Origin of the sequence: Bariatricus sp. TF06-38A (assembly GCF_027690675.1) — a bacterium.
GTDB classification, from domain to species: Bacteria; Bacillota; Clostridia; order Lachnospirales; family Lachnospiraceae; genus Allocoprococcus; species Allocoprococcus comes.
Genome location: NZ_JAQFCE010000001.1, coordinates 430,615 through 446,354 on the forward strand (window position 1 = coordinate 430,615; position 15,740 = coordinate 446,354).

The window sequence follows — 15,740 nt, forward strand, 5'->3', positions numbered from 1 at the left end:
GGGCTGCCTCCTTAAAATGTAGTATATTCTTTTCCCTGCCAGAGATTCTGCTCTTTTAAATAGCGCTGCATCTGATTGAGTACTAACCGTTTATTGCCGGTCCAGAGCGGTGCGATAAGAAGAGATTTTGGTCCGTCACCGGTCAGACGGTGAATGACAATATCCGGACGGAGCGAAGCGATACATTTTCCGAGCAGATGAAAATAAGAGTTCATATCTGGAATATAAAAAGGTTCCTGCCTGTAAAAATCTGCCAGATCGGTATGCTTCAGAACGTGGAGAAGCTGCAGCTTGATTCCGTCAATCGGAAGAGCGTTCAGATAATGGATGGTTGCGAGCATATCTGCTTCAGATTCTCCCGGAAGAAATAAAATTACGTGGGTGATGATCTGTACCCCAATCGCGTGAAGGGAATGGACCGCCTGCTCAAAGACGGAAAGTGGATAACCACGGCGCATCCAGTTGGCAGTGCGTTCGTGGATCGTCTGAAGTCCAAGCTCTACCCAGACCGGTTTAATGGCATTTAGTTCGGCAAGCAGTGTAAGGATTTCAGGTGAAAGGCAATCCGGACGCGTTGCGATAGATAAAATGCGTACTTCTGGATCAGAAATCGCTTCGGTAAAGATCCGGCGCAGATGGCAGGCTGGTGCATAGGTATTGGTATATGCCTGAAAATAGGCGATATAGCTGTGTCCGTTGTATTTGGGGCGGACAAGGCCTTTTCCATAGGCAAGCTGATCGGCAACAGAAAGAGAAGAAGAAGCGGCAAAATCGCCGGATCCGCCTTCGCTACAGAAGATACAACCGCGTGTGCCGCAGGTTCCGTCCCGGTTCGGACAGGAACAGCCTCCGTTTAAAGAAATCTTGTACAGTTTTTCACCGAAATTCTGTTTCAGATAGTAGTCCAGTGCATAGTAGCGCCGTTCTCCCCAGCGCAGGGGATTTTCTTTTTTGCAAGTAAGCCCGCAGGATATTTCCTGCGGGCGATTGATATCATGAGTCCTTGTATTCATAAGATTAAATCAGAGCTTTGACAGCTTCGCTTACGACCTGTGATACGCGAGGGTCAAAAGCTTCCGGAAGAATATTGTCCTCGTTCAGCTCTTCATCCGGAACAAGTCCAGCGATTGCTTTTGCTGTGGCAAGCTTCATCTCTTCGGTGATCTGTGGTGCACGTCCCTCTAATGCACCTTTAAAGATACCAGGGAAAGCGACAACGTTGTTGACCTGGTTTGGGAAGTCAGAACGTCCGGTTCCGACAACTTTTGCGCCTGCAGCTTTTGCAAGATCCGGCATGATCTCCGGTACCGGGTTTGCCATTGCGAAAAGGATCGCATCCTTATTCATAGAAGCAACCATTTCCTGGGAAACAATGTTCGGGGCAGATACACCGACGAAAATATCAGCACCCTTGAGTGCATCAGCAAGTGTACCGGTCTCATGGTCGAGATTGGTCACTTTGGTCATCTCTTTCTGCATCCAGTTCAGATTCGGTGAATCAGCTGAGATGATTCCATTGATATCACACATGGTGATCTTCGGGAAACCGTAGGTGAGAAGAAGCTTTGTGATTGCAACTCCGGCACTTCCGGCACCATTTACAACAATTTTACAGTCTTCTTTTTTCTTGCCGGTTACTTTCAGGGCGTTGATGATGCCTGCCAGAACGACGATGGCGGTTCCGTGCTGGTCATCGTGGAATACAGGGATATCAAGAAGTTCTTTTAAACGGCTCTCAATCTCAAAACAGCGTGGGGCAGAGATATCTTCCAGGTTGATTCCGCCAAAAGCAGGTGCAATATTGACAACTGTCTTAATAATCTCTTCTGTATCCTGAGTGTCCAGGCAGATCGGAACTGCGTTGACTCCGCCGAATTCTTTGAAAAGAACTGCTTTTCCTTCCATAACAGGCATGGCGGCTTTGGCTCCGATGTTACCAAGTCCGAGAACGGCACTACCGTCGGATACTACAGCGATTGTGTTGGCTTTCATCGTGTATTTGTAGGCTGCATCCGGGTCCTTTGCAATGACCTTGCATGGCTCGGCAACGCCTGGTGTATATGCGATTGCGAGGTCTTCACGAGAGTTTACGTGTGACTTTGCAGTAGTTTCAATTTTTCCATTCCATTTTTCATGCATTTCAAGTGCTTGCTCAATTGCTGACATTTTCATACGTCCTCCTTTGATTACAGTTTTGCTGCTCTTTTATGATAACATTCTTCTGATATGAAAGCAAATCAAAAAACTTCTTTCCATTTTGTGCAAAATGTTGTATACTTGGGTTTATCAAAAGCAGATTAGTCAGTTCAGACAAGATTTCCCAATGTTAAAAGTTTAATATTTTTTTGGATAAGAAAAGTAATTGGAATAAAGGAGGAATATAGAACATATGACGAGAGAAAAATATGAGTCCCTGCCTCTTTCTACATTAAAAGAGGTGGCAAAAACGCGCGGACTTCGCGGAATTTCAACGATGAAAAAAGCAGATCTGATCGATCTTATGCTGGAAGAAGATGACAAAGTTTCAATAAAAGAGGCGAAGGAGGAAGTAAAATCCGAAAAAGCCGGAACCGCAGATATTGAACAGCTCGACAGTGGACGTACGGTGAATGGAATTCTGGAAGTCATGGATGGATACGGATTTATCCGTTCCCAGAACTATCTGCCGGGCGAGGAAGATGTATATGTATCACCATCGCAGATCCGCAGATTCAGCCTGAAGACAGGGGATATCCTGACAGGAAATACAAGAGTAAAGACACAGTCTGAAAAATTCAGTGCGCTTCTGTATCTGACCAAGATCAATGGAATGTCTCCGGCAGAAGCAGGACGCAGAATGAACTTTGAAAATATGACACCGATTTTCCCAAATGAACGTCTCAGACTGGAAGCGGGAAAGAGCAGCACTGCAATGCGTGTTATGGATCTGATCTCTCCAATTGGTAAGGGACAGCGAGGCATGATCGTATCACCGCCGAAAGCAGGTAAGACAACCCTGTTGAAGCAGGTGGCGCTTTCTATGAGGAAGAATAATCCGGAGATCCATCTTCTGATCCTTCTGATCGATGAACGTCCGGAAGAAGTAACCGACATCAAAGAAGCCATTGAAGGGGATAATGTGGAAGTTATTTATTCGACCTTTGATGAGCTTCCGGAGCATCATAAACGTGTGTCAGAGATGGTGATCGAGCGTGCAAAACGTCTGGTTGAGCACAAAAAGGACGTTGTGATCCTTTTGGACAGCATTACCCGTCTGGCAAGAGCATACAACCTGGTTGTTCCACCGAGCGGACGAACCCTGTCCGGTGGTCTTGATCCGGCAGCACTTCATATGCCGAAACGTTTCTTTGGCGCAGCGAGAAATATGCGTGAGGGCGGAAGCCTTACTATCCTCGCAACCGCACTTGTAGATACCGGAAGTAAGATGGATGATGTCATCTACGAAGAATTTAAGGGAACCGGTAATATGGAACTGGTGCTTGACCGGAAGCTTTCTGAAAAGAGAATCTTTCCTGCAATCGATATCCCGAAATCCGGAACAAGAAGAGAGGATCTGCTTCTTACGAAAGAGGAGCAGGAAGCAGTGGATATTATGCGCCGTGCATTAAACGGAATGAAGTCAGATGAAGCGGTAGACAGCATTCTGAATATGTTTGACCGCACGAAAAATAACGTAGAATTTGTCCAAATGGTCAAAAAAACAAAGTTTATTTAGAAAATTACTTGCATTTAGAAAAAAACTATGTTATGCTAACATAGCTGTTTAAAGATATTAGCCGCGTGAAAGCGCGTAAAACGAATAAAACAAGAAGAGGTGAAAATCATGAAAGAAGGAATCCATCCAGATTACTATCAGGCAACTGTAACTTGCAACTGTGGGAATACATTCGTAACAGGTTCTACAAGCAAAGAAATCCACGTAGAAATCTGCTCTAAATGTCATCCGTTCTACACAGGACAGCAGAAAGCAACTCAGGCCAGAGGTCGTGTTGACAAGTTTAACAAGAAATACGGAATTCAGTAATAAGAGAATTCAACAGGCTGGGATTGTGAAATCTCAGCCTATTTTGTGTATACGATGAATTAAAAAGGACATAACAGAATATGAAATCTTCGAATATTGGTGGTCAGGCTGTCATCGAAGGCGTGATGATGAAGAATAAAGACCGTTATGCGGTTGCGGTGAGAAAGCCTGACGGAGAGATAGAAGTTACAACAGATACATATAAAAGTGTAGTTGGAAAATATACGGCACTTACGAAGCTCCCTTTTGTCAGAGGAATCTTTAATTTTGTTGATTCTCTGGTGCTGGGGATGAAGACTTTGACCTGGTCAGCAAGCTTCTATGAGGAAGAGGAAGAAAAAGAGATGACCGAAGCCGAAGAAAAGAAGCAGGAGCGTATGGAAAAGCTTTTGATGACGCTGACGATGGTTGTATCTTTTACACTTGCGATCGGTATTTTTATGGTACTTCCGTATTTTTTGTCAGATCTGCTGAAGAAATGGATTTCTTCCTATACAGTTCGGATTATCATTGAGGGAATCATCCGCATTGCGATTTTTGTTGCCTATGTGGGCGGGATTTCGGTAATGAACGATATTAAGCGTCTGTATCGCTATCATGGCGCGGAGCATAAGTGTATCAACTGTATTGAACATGGACTTCCACTGACTGTTGAAAATGTTAGAAAGAGCTCTAAAGAACACAAAAGATGCGGAACCAGCTTCATGCTGTTTGTCATGATCGTGGGAATCGTTCTCTTATTTTTTGTAAGGGTAGAATCTCCGCTGATGAGAGTGATTGTGAGAATTGCACTTCTTCCGGTGATTGCTGGTATTTCTTATGAGTTGATCAAATGGGCAGGAAGCAGTGAGAATCCGATCGTGTGTATCTTAAGTAAGCCGGGACTTTGGCTGCAGGGGCTTACGACAAAGGAACCGGACGATGAGATGATCGAGGTCGGGATTGCGTCTGTAGAAGCGGTGTTTGACTGGAAAGCGTATTTGAGAGAGAATTTCGGATATAAGGAAGAGGAGTAAAAGCTGTGACCTATCAGGAAGCATATCAGAAAGCTACAGGTGAATTGAAAGCGGCGGGGATTCCGGAGCCGGAAAGTGATGCCTGGATCCTGCTGGAGCATGTGACCGGCATGACAAGGACCAGATATTATGTGGATGGTTTTGAAAGAATGCCGAAAAATGAAGAAGACCGGTTCTTTGAGCTGGTAAGCTGCAGAAAAACCCGGATTCCGGTGCAGCATCTGACCGGGGTTCAGGAATTTATGGGATATGAATTTGCAGTCAATGAACATGTACTTGTGCCAAGACAGGATACTGAGATTCTTGTAGAGGAAGCAGAAAAAAGACTGCTTCTTATGAAAAAGGAAAATCCGGTAAAAGTGCTGGATATGTGTACTGGTTCAGGCTGTATCCCAATCAGCCTGAAACTGAGAAATCCGCAGATTGTCATAGAAGGTGCAGATATTTCAGAAGAAGCTCTGAAAGTGGCTGAAAAAAATGCCAAAAAGCTGGGAGTGAGCGGTAAGTGGATCCAGACTGATATGTTTGAAAATATTACAGGAACATTTGACATGATCACATCGAATCCACCTTATATCCCGACAAAAGTGATCGAAGAGCTGGAAGCAGAGGTACGTCTTCATGACCCGTATGAGGCATTGGACGGAAAAGAGGACGGTCTTTATTTTTACCGGATCCTGGCAGAAAAGGTTCCGGAATATCTGACAGACGGCGGCTGGCTTGTGATGGAGATTGGATATGACCAGAGTACAGATGTGGAAAAATTGCTGAAAGAGACTGGATTTGAACAGGTTTCAACGCAAAAGGATCTGGCAGGTCTTGACCGTGTGGTATGTGGCGTGTACAATAGGCGTAGCAAATAACAGGAGGAAAAGAAATGTTTGATAAATTAGAAGATCTGCTCATTCGTTATGAGGAGATTATGGGTGAGCTTCAGGAACCGGACGTGGTGAATGACCAGTCACGTTTCCGCAAGCTGATGAAAGAACAGAATGATCTGACCCCGATTGTTGAGGCATATAAAGAATATAAAAATTGTAAACAGAACATTGAAGACAGTCTTTCTCTTCTGGAGGAAGAATCCGATGAAGAGATGAAAGAGCTGGCAAAAGAAGAACTCAGTGAGTCTAAGAAGAGAGTCGAAGAGCTGGAACAGGAGCTCAAGATCCTTCTTCTTCCAAAAGACCCGAACGATGACAAGAACGTTATCGTGGAGATCCGTGCAGGTGCAGGTGGAGATGAAGCTGCCCTTTTTGCGGCTGAGATCTACCGTATGTATGTACATTATGCAGACAGCAGACGCTGGAAGACAGAGATGATCTCCCTCAATGAAAACGGAATCGGCGGATTCAAGGAAGTTGTATTTATGATCACAGGACAGGGAGCATATTCCCGTATGAAGTATGAAAGTGGTGTACATCGTGTACAGCGTGTGCCGGAGACAGAAAGCGGCGGACGTATCCATACTTCAACCATTACCGTAGCAGTGATGCCGGAAGCAGAAGAAGTTGACGTTGTGATCGATGAAAAAGATATTCGTATCGATGTTATGCGTGCATCTGGTAACGGTGGTCAGTGTGTCAATACCACAGACTCTGCTGTACGACTGACTCATTATCCGACAGGAATCGTGATCTACAGCCAGACTGAAAAATCACAGCTGCAGAACAAGGAAAAGGCATTCCGTCTTCTGCGTTCCAAGTTATATGAACTGGAACTGGAGAAGAAGCAGTCTGCAGAGGCTGAGGCAAGAAGAAGCCAGATCGGTACCGGAGACCGTTCTGAGAAGATCCGTACTTACAACTTCCCACAGGGACGTGTGACCGATCACAGAATCAAGCTTACGCTTCATAAGCTGGACAGCATTATGAACGGAGATCTGGATGAAATCATTGACAGCCTGATCGCAGCAGACCAGGCAGCAAAGCTGGCATCGATGAATGAGGCAGTATAATAGAAGCAGGCAAAAGTGTATAAAGACAGGAAAGCCTGTGAGTATGTTCTTCGAATTATTATGGATGATGAAGAACTCACAGTTATTGACAACGAAGTGCAGATGGATTTCAAGAACATGCCCGATCGCCCATATTGATCGGACAATAAAAGCAAATATTGAAACCGTCAGAGGATGGCTTGCAGGACGCACTCCTGCTAAAAAATAGTAATAGGATACCCTCATACAGGTCAAGAAAACAGAAATGTCCCGTATGGGGGATTTTTATATACTGAAAAACAAAACAGAGGCGTTGAATGAACATACAACAATTAACTTACATTGTAGAAATCGCAAATTGCAAAAGCATTTCCCGCGCAGCAGAGTACCTTTTCGTCTCGCAGCCCGCTCTGTCCCAGCAGATCCGGAATCTGGAAAAGGAACTGGGATACCGCGTATTTCACAGGACAAGCAAAGGACTGGAACTTACCGAAAAAGGGAATATTTTTTACCAAAAAGCGCAAGAAATGCTAAAAGACTGGAATCGTTTTAAAGAAGAAGTGATTTCGGGAACAGAACATAAAAAATTAAAAATCGGACTTGGTGCCAGAGTCTATTCCAACAGACTGTTTCCGAAGATTGCCAGATATTTTGAAAGGCATCCGGAGCTCGAGGTGACATTTTATACGGAGGCTGGGCTGGATGCATATGCGGCGATCAAGGACGGTTCCCTTGATATGGCACTGGACCGGATGCCGGAAAATGAAATCGGCATGGAGAAATGTGTCTGTTTTGCAAAAGAACTGATCCGTGAGAAGCAGTGTATACTGATGGCACCGGATCATCCGCTCACGCAGAAGAAAAATGCTTCAATCATGGATTGCAGGGAATATACTATGCTCACAGGACTGGAGCATTCGGTGGAAGATCGTCTCCTCAGAAAGACATATGGTGAACAGAATATCACATGGAAGAGAGTCATCCGCTCAGACAGCATCGATACGGTGATGAAGATGGTGAAAAGCGGAAGCGGAATCGCGATCGGACCAAAGTCCTTTGCAGAATACTATGGGGTTACGGCGGTGCCGCTGGTTCCAGCCAGGCAGGACAGTCTTTATTTTGCCTGCCTGAAATCAAAGAAAAAAGAGCCGGAAATCCGGGAATTTCAGCGGTATCTGACTACTCTGGTTTCCAGTGTTTATCCAGATTAAATCCGCGTCCCTGAACTTCCTGTACCTGGGAAACGATGATAAAGCTTTCCGGATCGATCTGATGAACATTTTTTTCAAGTTGGACGAGTTCACGGTTGGAGATGACGGTGAGTACCATATTCAGCTGCTGGTTCAGATAGCCACCCTGAACTGGAATGATGGTTGTACCGCGGTCAATCTGGGTAAGTACAAAATTACGGATTTCATCTGAATGTTTGCTGATGATCTGAACAGCAATCCTTGAAGTTCCGCTGACGATCAGCTTGTTCATGACAAGGGTGTAAATGATCACATACAAAATCGCATATAGTACCTTGTCAACTGGCTGATAAAGTGCCTGCCCCAGGATGACAAAGAAGTCAATGATGTACAATCCGGCTGAAACAGGAAAACGGAAATATTTATTTAAGATCAGTGGCGGAACGTCTACGCCACCGGTAGAAGCACCGGTACGGATGATCATTCCAAGGGAGATTCCGATTCCGATGCCAGCAAAGAGTGTGCATAGGATCAGATTGTCTGTCAGAACATAATCTCCAAGGATCTGATTGAAGAATTCCAGTGCGATCGGATACATAAAAGAGCTTAAAATTGCAGATAATGTATATTTTTTCCCGAGGAAAATATAGGCAAGCACCAGCATGATAATGTTGAAAGCGAGCACCAGAGAGGAAAGAGGAATCCCGGTTATGCGCTGCAGGATCAGCCCGATTCCGGTCGTGCCACCGGCAACAAGGTCAGCCGGAAGAAGAAAGACTCTGGCTGAAAAAGCGTTGAGTATATTTCCCAGGCAGATGATGAGAACAGAAGAAATCTGTTCTTTTCTTTTTGTAGTAAGTTTCATTGGTCAGTACCTCCATAAGTCGATACTTCTAATTTAGGAGAAATGGGAGAAAATGGGAAATACATTCTATGAATAGTGATATAAGAAAAACTTATATCACATATAACGCTGCGTGGTTGAAAAAGTAACAGGATATGCTAAAATTGACATAAATGAGAGAACATGAGGAGGTACAAAAGATGGGACATATTGTACAGCGTCTGGTTCGGAATGCCATCATGCAGGCGGTGAATCAGGTGATCCAGAAGAAGACACAGCAGGAAGCTGCGAAATTTGGAAATGAATGGAAGGGCAGTTTTCATTGTCTGGTATCCGGGTATTACAGCGGCATGACCGTTAAATATCTGATGCTTCCATTTGCAGTTTTCTGCATTCTGTGCGCAATAGGAAGCGGGATTGCCGGCGGGCTGACCTACAGTATCTGGTTCCTTGTGATCGCAGTGGTGTGCCTGGTTACGCGCAGCTATGGAATGAAAATGATGCGTGTGATCATTTACTGGGACAATGGTATGGCATTCTATGACAAGGATGGAAATGAACTCGTACAGCTGCCACGGACAGCCATCGAGCAGATGACGGTAAAAAATGGTAAGATCACCATCCCATGGGAAGGTAAAGAGTATAAGATTATCAGGAACCCATTCGATAACGAAAAAGAAGTACGGGAAATGCTTAATTTTTATTCGCCAGAAAATTCCAAATGGATTGCCCGGTAAATAAAAGACAGATAAGTGACAGAAAATGATAACAAAAGAAGGAAGCTCTGATTGCACAGATCATCGAGGCAATGCGCACTTTCCGAACATAAGCAGGAGGTTTAGGACATGAATTTTCAGATCACAGAATATTGCCATCACATTTTAGAAGAGTATATAGAAGAAGGGGATATCTGCATTGATGCCACTGCCGGAAACGGCGGTGACACGGAGTTTTTGTGCCAGAAAGTCGGAGAGACCGGAAATGTCTATGCTTTTGATGTGCAAGAGATGGCGATTGCTCACACCAGAGAACGCCTCGAAAAAGCGAACCTGTCGACAAGAGCCAAGCTGATCCAGGACGGTCATGAAAAAATGCAGATCTATGTAAAAGAAGAAGCCAAGGTCATCATCTTTAATTTCGGCTACCTCCCCGGCGGTGACCACAAAATCGCAACCCGCGCAGCCACCAGCCTCACCGCCATCGAGTCAGCCCTTAACCTGCTCAAAAAAGGCGGCATCATAAACCTCTGCATCTACAGCGGCGGCGACACCGGCTACGAAGAAAAAGAAGCCATTTTGAATTATCTCAAAACAATAGACTCCAAAAAATGGCTCGTAATCGTAAATTCCTATTTTAACCGTAAAAATGATCCTCCACTTCCTGTATTTATCTATAGACTGAAATAGTTTTTATTTCAGAAAACAGTAGTGGAGCAACTGGATCAACAAAGCCGTTTTGCGTTTTTACGGTTCTTATGTTTGGCAAAAAACTTCGTACTGGAGCAACAGTCACAACCAGTAAAGTAGATCTGCCAGGTACCCAAATAGAACATGCCAGATTCCATCCGAGGCAATGGAGATGAAACTCAGGCAATTATGGAAGCCATTGCTGACATAATTGCCGCTTTCAGAGGTTCATCGGAATAGTATGCCGAGTGGAATCTGGCATATTTTATTTGGGTACCTGGCCCACTAACTTTACAAGTAACACAAAAAAATACAAGAAAACCGCAAAAATCCACTCAAAATGTGGTATACTAACAGACAGTACCGCAAAAAAGCGGAATATGGAAGGATTTTTTATGGCAGAAGCAAAATTTAAAAGACCAGAACTGACAGACCGGGATCTTATTGATTTTTATTTCAAAAAGTACCCAAGCAGAAGCTGCGACCGTACTTTTGCAAATGTATATCTGTGGGCAAGGTTTTACGAAGTAGAATTTGCACAATATAACAACGTTCTCCTGTTCCGGGACAACAGTGCAGGTTACGGCTATGCATTTCCGGCAGGTGAAGATGAAGATGTAAAAGCAGCGATTGAAGATATCATGAAGTGGGAGAAAGAAAAAGGCGTTCCATTCTGTCTGTATGGGGTGACAAAAGAGAATTTCGCCAAGCTTGAAACATGGTTTCCAGGCAAATTCGACATCACCTATCACAGAGATGAGGCGGATTATGTCTATGAAAGTGAGAAACTTGCAACACTTTCCGGCAAAAAGCTGCACGGCAAGCGGAATCACGTCAATAAATTTAAAGCACTTCACGGAGATAACTGGAGTTACGAAACGATTACAGAGGATAATCTGGAAGAGTGTTTTCAGATGGCACTGAAATGGCGGAATCTGAATGGCTGTGAAGATGATGAAGAGAAGAATTCCGAGATGTGTGTAACACTCAATTCACTGCGCCTTTACAAAGAACTGAACCTGATCGGAGGTCTGCTCAGAGTTGGTGATGAGATTGTTGCATTTACGATTGGAGAAGCGGTAAATGACGATACCTTTGTGGTTCATATCGAAAAAGCTTATGCGGATATTGAAGGTGCGTATACCATGATCAACCAGCAGTTCGTAGAGCATGAAATTGCCGGAAAATACAAATATACCAACCGGGAAGATGATGTTGGAGAAGAAGGATTAAGAAAGGCCAAGCTTTCCTACAAACCGGCATTTATGGTAGAAAAAGGTGTTGTGACATTAAAAGAAGACAGCGAAAAGGAGTGTGCAAAAGATGATATCTAAGAAGATGGAAAATATGGTGGCAAACAGCTCGGCAATCCGCGCCATGTTTGAAGAGGGGAATCGTCTTGCAAAAATTTACGGACCGGAAAATGTATTTGATTTCAGTCTCGGTAATCCAAATGTACCGGCACCGAAAGCCGTAAAGCAGGCGATTCTTGATATTTTGGATGAAGAAGATGAATTGGTGCTTCATGGATATACTAACAGCAATGCGGGATATGAAGATGTTCGCCAGGCTGTAGCTGAATCTCTGAATGAGCGGTTTGGTACTGCATTTGCAGCAAAAAATATTACGATGACAGTTGGCGCAGCAGGCGGACTGAATGTTATTTTAAAAGCACTGTTAAATCCGGGAGATGAAGTGATCACATTTGCACCGTACTTTGGAGAGTACAGAAGTTATGTCAATAATTTTGACGGTGTTCTGGTTGAAATCTCACCGAATACCGTAGATTTTCAGCCGAAGCTGGATGAATTTGAGGCAAAGATCACACCGAAGACAAAAGCAGTGATCGTTAATACACCGAATAATCCGACCGGTGTTGTCTATTCCGAAGAGACGATCAGGAAGATGGCAGAGATCATGGAGAAGAAGCAGAACGAATACGGAACAGAGATTTATCTTATCTCTGATGAGCCATACCGTGAGCTTGCTTATGATGGTGTGGATGTACCGTATCTGACCAGGTATTATGCCAATACGATCGTAGGATATTCTTATAGTAAATCTCTTTCCCTGCCAGGAGAGCGAATCGGATATCTGGTGATTCCGGATGATGTAAAAGATTCAGAGACACTCATTGCAGCAGCAAATGTTGCAAACCGTATTCTTGGATTTGTCAATGCGCCAACCCTGCAGCAGAAGGTAGTTGCAAGATGTCTGCATGAGAAAACCGATATTTCATACTATAACAGAAACAGGGAGACTCTTTACCAGGGACTCATAGAATGTGGATTTGAATGTGTTAAACCGCAGGGTGCATTTTACCTGTTCATGAAGACTCCGATCAAGGATGAAAAGACATTTTGCCAGGAAGCAAAAAAATATAATCTGCTTCTGGTACCGGGAAGTTCTTTTGGATGTGCAGGATATGTCAGAATTGCATATTGTGTAGCTTATGAGACAATCGTAAATGCACTGCCGAAATTCAAAGAGCTTGCAAAAGAATATCAGCTAGGATAAGACAAAAGCAAAAGATGTGACAGAAAGGTGAGAAAGCAAGATGAGAGAATTTGAGAAAAATATCCGAAAAGTAGAACCTTATGTTCCGGGTGAACAGCCACAGAAAAAAGTGATCAAACTGAATACCAATGAGAATCCGTACCCACCTGCACCGGGAGTCCTTGCGGCAATGAAAAAGCTGGAGGGTCATGTGGACAGTTTAAGGCTGTATCCGGATCCGACATCTGATGCACTGGTCAGTGCACTGGCGGATTTTTATCATGTTGGAAAAGATCAGGTTTTTGTGGGAGTGGGATCTGACGATGTTCTCTCTATGTGTTTTCTTACCTTCTTTAACTCGGAAAAACCGGTTTTCTTTCCGGATATTACATATTCCTTCTACAAAGTATGGGCGGATCTTTACCGGATTCCATACGAATGCAAGAAGGTAGATGAAAACTTCCATATCATAAAAGAAGATTATTATCCGGAAAATGGTGGTGTGATCTTCCCGAATCCAAATGCACCGACATCCATCTATGAAGATCTGGAATTTGTGGAAGATATCATCAGACACAACCAGGATGTTATTGTGATTGTGGATGAGGCATATATTGATTTCGCAGGAGAGTCAGCACTTTCGCTTCTGGACAAATATGACAACCTGATCATTACGCAGACATTTTCAAAGGCAAGATCGATGGCTGGAATGCGTATTGGATATGCAATCGCAAGTCCGCTCCTGATCAAGTATTTAAACGATGCAAAATATTCGTTTAATTCTTATACTATGAACAAAACTTCTCTGGTATACGGAGCAGAAGCGGTAAAAGATAAAGAATATTTTGCTGAGACAACACGTAAAATTGTGGAGACAAGAGACTGGGCAGAAGAAGAATTCAAAAAGCTCGGCTTTGTATTCCCAAAACCAAGCGCAAACTTCATCTTTGTATCACATCCGGAATACGATGCAAAAGAACTCTTTGAAGCAATGAAAGCAAAAGGAATCTATGTGCGTTTCTGGGGAAGCGAGCGGATTGAGCAATATCTGCGTGTGACGATTGGTACGAGAGAAGAGATGGAAGCACTCTTTGCCTTCCTCCGTGAATATATGATGTAAGTGTTAAAAACATAAATTGCGTTTGTGCTTACACAAATAAGCAATTTATGCTTATTGACACGTCAAACACCGATTTAATAAGTAAAAAATAGGAGATTTGTATGACTGAAACTTTAGTACAGTGGTTTGTAACTCATCTGGGTGGCAAGGCTGCCAAAGAACTGATTATCTTTATTATTTCAATGATTCCGATTCTGGAGCTCAGGGGAGGAATCCTTGCGGCAGGTCCGGCGTTTTTAAATATCCCGACCTGGCGTGCAATCCCGATCTGTCTGGTCGGGAACCTGATCCCAATTCCGTTTATCCTGCTTCTGATCCGTCCGATTTTTGCATGGCTGCGCAAGACGCGCCTTTTCCGTCCGCTTGTAGAAAAGCTGGAGAAAAAAGCGATGAGCAAAAGTGATCGGATCAGCAGATATGAATTCTGGGGGCTGGTACTCTTCGTAGGAATCCCGCTTCCGGGAACCGGAGCCTGGACCGGAGCTCTTGTCGCATCCCTCCTTGGCATCGACTGGAAAAAAGCTTTCGGAGCAATCGTAGTCGGCGTATGCATGGCATCGGTGATCATGTATATCCTGTCTTACGTTGTGATCGGAGGGATTTTTGGATAAAAATGTGAAAGTTTTCTCTTTGAGAGAATGCAGAATGGCTGTATGTGAGAGCATATGGTCATTTTGTGTATACGATGATCCAAGTGCAGATTTGTGCTTGCACAAGGATCTGTATTTGGCGAATGTACATCATCGAGCTGTTAAGCGAGATGGTGTACAAAGTATACGTATCGAGCAGGAGTCAGCCTGCTCGATTTGAATGATATAGGTTGAGTGAGCGCCAGCCACAAAAGGAATCGTTCGGATTCAAGTTGCGCTAACCATTCCGATGAGCCTCTTAGGGCGGGAAGCATGTTCAGCAAAGGCTTCCATGCTTCCTGAGTCTCATCTCCATAGCGCAAAATAGAATCCGAACGATTCCTTTTGGCCCTTCTGCCAGCACAGCGCAAAGTATGGCAGCCGTCCCTTTGTTAATTATAGTAGAAAAGAGAATGAACTTACGAATAAATTCGAACTTTCAACGGAATCCCCATCTCGTCTGCGAGTTTCTGGGACGCATCGATTTCTTCCTGTGAAATGATGCTTACCACACTGAACTGCACAGATGAGAACAGTTTCTTCGCTTTCTCGGCAAATGCAAGCATATCTGGGAACGCATTTTCAAAACAAGGCTGTGTAACTTCCTGGTAACGCTCTGCAGTTGGCGCATTCAGGCTGATCGATACGGCATCGATATATTTTGCCATTTCTTCTGCGATCGGCTTTTTATTGAAGAGTTCGCCAAGTCCGTTGGTATTGACGCGAAGGAGAACTTCCGGATGTTTTTCTTTCATGTATTTTGCAGCAGCAATCAGATTATCGTAGGCACAGGTCGGTTCCCCGTAGCCGCAGAAGACGGCTTCCGGATAATTTGTAAAATCAAAAGCATCAATAGCTGCCTTGATCTCTTCGAAAGAAGGATTGTGGTCGTGCCAAAGTTCTGTTGCCTCTCCGATGGCTTCATGCTCGTTACGGATGCAGAAAATACATTTGCAAGTGCAGCGGTTGGTGATGTTAAAATATGCATTGTTTTTAAATGTGTAAATAATATCTGACATTATAATAAAATCTCCTCTTTGAAAGTCAGGCGGATATTCAAGAACCACCTGTCATTTGTGTAT

Annotated in this window: 17 protein-coding genes; 13 read left to right on the forward strand and 4 right to left on the reverse strand. The window is 43.9% G+C overall.

Annotated elements, in window-relative coordinates; all coding sequences use genetic code 11:
• Positions 1-11: 11 nt before the first annotated feature.
• A complete protein-coding gene (mnmL, locus tag PG418_RS02040; RefSeq protein ID WP_270246947.1) occupies positions 12-1,013 on the reverse strand; it encodes a tRNA modification radical SAM protein MnmL/YtqA in 1,002 nt (333 codons plus the stop codon).
• A 4-nt stretch (positions 1,014-1,017) separates the two neighbouring features.
• The gene (locus tag PG418_RS02045) at positions 1,018-2,166 is read right to left on the reverse strand and encodes an NAD(P)-dependent malic enzyme (protein ID WP_022220405.1); all 1,149 of its coding nucleotides are present in this window, start codon (positions 2,164-2,166) and stop codon (positions 1,018-1,020) included.
• 223 nt (positions 2,167-2,389) lie between these two features.
• Here PG418_RS02045 and rho point away from each other — a divergent pair, with 223 nt between their 5' ends.
• From rho to PG418_RS02080, 7 genes are all read left to right on the forward strand, one after another.
• The gene (gene rho / locus PG418_RS02050; RefSeq protein ID WP_008369555.1) at positions 2,390-3,715 is read left to right on the forward strand and encodes a transcription termination factor Rho; all 1,326 of its coding nucleotides are present in this window, start codon (positions 2,390-2,392) and stop codon (positions 3,713-3,715) included.
• A 108-nt stretch (positions 3,716-3,823) separates the two neighbouring features.
• Positions 3,824-4,024, forward strand: a complete 201-nt coding sequence (gene rpmE / locus PG418_RS02055) for a 50S ribosomal protein L31 (protein WP_008369554.1) — start codon at positions 3,824-3,826, stop codon at positions 4,022-4,024.
• Between the two features lie 80 nt (positions 4,025-4,104).
• Positions 4,105-5,040, forward strand: coding sequence for a DUF1385 domain-containing protein (locus PG418_RS02060; RefSeq protein WP_195254745.1), 936 nt, complete (start codon positions 4,105-4,107; stop codon positions 5,038-5,040).
• 5 nt (positions 5,041-5,045) lie between these two features.
• The gene (gene prmC / locus PG418_RS02065; protein WP_349123607.1) at positions 5,046-5,903 is read left to right on the forward strand and encodes a peptide chain release factor N(5)-glutamine methyltransferase; all 858 of its coding nucleotides are present in this window, start codon (positions 5,046-5,048) and stop codon (positions 5,901-5,903) included.
• A 14-nt stretch (positions 5,904-5,917) separates the two neighbouring features.
• Positions 5,918-6,994 carry a peptide chain release factor 1 gene (gene prfA / locus PG418_RS02070; protein WP_117824617.1) on the forward strand — a complete coding sequence of 359 codons (1,077 nt, stop codon included), beginning with the start codon at positions 5,918-5,920 and terminating at the stop codon, positions 6,992-6,994.
• Between the two features lie 43 nt (positions 6,995-7,037).
• Positions 7,038-7,202: a hypothetical protein gene (locus PG418_RS02075; RefSeq protein WP_156330653.1), complete on the forward strand. Its 165-nt coding sequence runs from the start codon at positions 7,038-7,040 to the stop codon at positions 7,200-7,202.
• An 88-nt stretch (positions 7,203-7,290) separates the two neighbouring features.
• Positions 7,291-8,184 carry a LysR family transcriptional regulator gene (locus tag PG418_RS02080; RefSeq protein ID WP_498836979.1) on the forward strand — a complete coding sequence of 298 codons (894 nt, stop codon included), beginning with the start codon at positions 7,291-7,293 and terminating at the stop codon, positions 8,182-8,184.
• Here the strand turns inward: PG418_RS02080 and PG418_RS02085 are convergent.
• Positions 8,153-9,028: a YitT family protein gene (locus tag PG418_RS02085; RefSeq protein WP_498836980.1), complete on the reverse strand. Its 876-nt coding sequence runs from the start codon at positions 9,026-9,028 to the stop codon at positions 8,153-8,155. The genes PG418_RS02080 and PG418_RS02085 overlap by 32 nt on opposite strands.
• A gap of 179 nt (positions 9,029-9,207) precedes the next feature.
• Between PG418_RS02085 and PG418_RS02090 the strand changes: the two genes are divergently transcribed.
• The 6 genes from PG418_RS02090 (at position 9,208) to PG418_RS02115 (ending at position 14,640) form a co-directional block, all read left to right on the forward strand.
• Complete coding sequence (locus tag PG418_RS02090; RefSeq protein ID WP_173687117.1) at positions 9,208-9,744, forward strand: hypothetical protein; 537 nt, start codon at positions 9,208-9,210, stop codon at positions 9,742-9,744.
• 108 nt (positions 9,745-9,852) lie between these two features.
• A complete protein-coding gene (mnmM, locus tag PG418_RS02095) occupies positions 9,853-10,413 on the forward strand; it encodes a tRNA 5-(aminomethyl)-2-thiouridylate-methyltransferase MnmM (RefSeq protein WP_498836981.1) in 561 nt (186 codons plus the stop codon).
• Positions 10,414-10,808: 395 nt separating this feature from the next.
• On the forward strand, positions 10,809-11,747 hold the full coding sequence (locus tag PG418_RS02100; RefSeq protein WP_211133859.1) for a DUF2156 domain-containing protein: 939 nt from the start codon (positions 10,809-10,811) through the stop codon (positions 11,745-11,747).
• On the forward strand, positions 11,737-12,930 hold the full coding sequence (locus PG418_RS02105) for a pyridoxal phosphate-dependent aminotransferase (RefSeq protein ID WP_008369542.1): 1,194 nt from the start codon (positions 11,737-11,739) through the stop codon (positions 12,928-12,930). Before PG418_RS02100 ends, PG418_RS02105 begins: the two co-directional genes overlap by 11 nt.
• A 40-nt stretch (positions 12,931-12,970) precedes the next feature.
• On the forward strand, positions 12,971-14,029 hold the full coding sequence (gene hisC, locus PG418_RS02110; protein WP_173699211.1) for a histidinol-phosphate transaminase: 1,059 nt from the start codon (positions 12,971-12,973) through the stop codon (positions 14,027-14,029).
• 101 nt (positions 14,030-14,130) lie between these two features.
• Positions 14,131-14,640 carry a COG2426 family protein gene (locus PG418_RS02115; RefSeq protein WP_022220948.1) on the forward strand — a complete coding sequence of 170 codons (510 nt, stop codon included), beginning with the start codon at positions 14,131-14,133 and terminating at the stop codon, positions 14,638-14,640.
• Between the two features lie 437 nt (positions 14,641-15,077).
• On the opposite strand, the gene PG418_RS02120 is transcribed toward PG418_RS02115, so the two are convergent.
• Positions 15,078-15,677: a TIGR04100 family radical SAM protein gene (locus PG418_RS02120; RefSeq protein ID WP_055247848.1), complete on the reverse strand. Its 600-nt coding sequence runs from the start codon at positions 15,675-15,677 to the stop codon at positions 15,078-15,080.
• Positions 15,678-15,740: the final 63 nt, after the last annotated feature.

Bases quoted from the DNA above. Each gene is read 5' to 3' on its own strand.
- PG418_RS02090 (WP_173687117.1), top strand. From the start codon at position 9,208: ATGGGACATATTGTACAGCGTCTGGTTCGGAATGCCATCATGCAGGCG.
- rho (WP_008369555.1), top strand. From the start codon at position 2,390: ATGACGAGAGAAAAATATGAGTCCCTGCCTCTTTCTACATTAAAAGAG.
- PG418_RS02085 (WP_498836980.1), bottom strand. From the start codon at position 9,028: ATGAAACTTACTACAAAAAGAAAAGAACAGATTTCTTCTGTTCTCATC.
- PG418_RS02075 (WP_156330653.1), top strand. From the start codon at position 7,038: ATGTTCTTCGAATTATTATGGATGATGAAGAACTCACAGTTATTGACA.
- mnmM (WP_498836981.1), top strand. From the start codon at position 9,853: ATGAATTTTCAGATCACAGAATATTGCCATCACATTTTAGAAGAGTAT.
- PG418_RS02105 (WP_008369542.1), top strand. From the start codon at position 11,737: ATGATATCTAAGAAGATGGAAAATATGGTGGCAAACAGCTCGGCAATC.
- hisC (WP_173699211.1), top strand. From the start codon at position 12,971: ATGAGAGAATTTGAGAAAAATATCCGAAAAGTAGAACCTTATGTTCCG.
- PG418_RS02045 (WP_022220405.1), bottom strand. From the start codon at position 2,166: ATGTCAGCAATTGAGCAAGCACTTGAAATGCATGAAAAATGGAATGGA.
- PG418_RS02060 (WP_195254745.1), top strand. From the start codon at position 4,105: ATGAAATCTTCGAATATTGGTGGTCAGGCTGTCATCGAAGGCGTGATG.
- PG418_RS02080 (WP_498836979.1), top strand. From the start codon at position 7,291: ATGAACATACAACAATTAACTTACATTGTAGAAATCGCAAATTGCAAA.
- PG418_RS02120 (WP_055247848.1), bottom strand. From the start codon at position 15,677: ATGTCAGATATTATTTACACATTTAAAAACAATGCATATTTTAACATC.
- rpmE (WP_008369554.1), top strand. From the start codon at position 3,824: ATGAAAGAAGGAATCCATCCAGATTACTATCAGGCAACTGTAACTTGC.
- PG418_RS02100 (WP_211133859.1), top strand. From the start codon at position 10,809: ATGGCAGAAGCAAAATTTAAAAGACCAGAACTGACAGACCGGGATCTT.
- mnmL (WP_270246947.1), bottom strand. From the start codon at position 1,013: ATGAATACAAGGACTCATGATATCAATCGCCCGCAGGAAATATCCTGC.
- PG418_RS02115 (WP_022220948.1), top strand. From the start codon at position 14,131: ATGACTGAAACTTTAGTACAGTGGTTTGTAACTCATCTGGGTGGCAAG.
- prfA (WP_117824617.1), top strand. From the start codon at position 5,918: ATGTTTGATAAATTAGAAGATCTGCTCATTCGTTATGAGGAGATTATG.